This window comes from Mesorhizobium sp. M7A.F.Ca.CA.001.10.2.1, assembly GCF_003998575.1.
GTDB lineage: Bacteria > Pseudomonadota > Alphaproteobacteria > Rhizobiales > Rhizobiaceae > Mesorhizobium.
The window spans coordinates 1-648 of record NZ_RZQY01001248.1; the positions used below are offsets into that span (position 1 = coordinate 1).

At 64.7% G+C, this 648-nt stretch carries 1 pseudogene; it reads left to right on the forward strand.

From position 1 onward, the window contains the following. Positions 1-648: pseudogene (locus EN964_RS36430) on the forward strand (DNA-directed RNA polymerase subunit beta); the annotation flags it as partial.

Consider the following 648-nt stretch of genomic DNA (forward strand, 5'->3'; position numbering starts at 1 on the left):
GCCGTCGGCCGCGTCAAGATGAACATGCGTCTCGAGCTCAAGGCCGAGGACACCGTGCGCGTGCTGCGCAAGGACGACATCCTGGCCGTGGTCAGGACGCTGGTCGAGCTGCGCGACGGCAAGGGCGAGATCGACGACATCGACAATCTCGGCAACCGCCGCGTGCGTTCGGTCGGCGAGCTGATGGAAAACCAGTACCGCGTCGGCCTGCTGCGCATGGAGCGCGCGATCAAGGAGCGTATGTCCTCGATCGAGATCGACACGGTCATGCCGCAGGACCTGATCAACGCCAAGCCGGCGGCTGCCGCCGTGCGCGAGTTCTTCGGTTCCTCGCAGCTGTCGCAGTTCATGGACCAGACCAACCCGCTGTCGGAGATCACCCACAAGCGCCGCCTCTCGGCGCTTGGACCGGGCGGTCTGACCCGCGAGCGCGCCGGCTTCGAAGTGCGCGACGTGCACCCGACGCATTACGGCCGCATCTGCCCGATTGAGACGCCGGAAGGCCCGAATATCGGTCTGATCAACTCGCTGGCCACCTTCGCACGCGTCAACAAATACGGCTGCATCGAGAGCCCGTACCGCAAGATCGTCGACGGCAAGCTGACCAATGACGTCGTCTATCTCTCCGCGATGGAAGAGGCCAAGCAC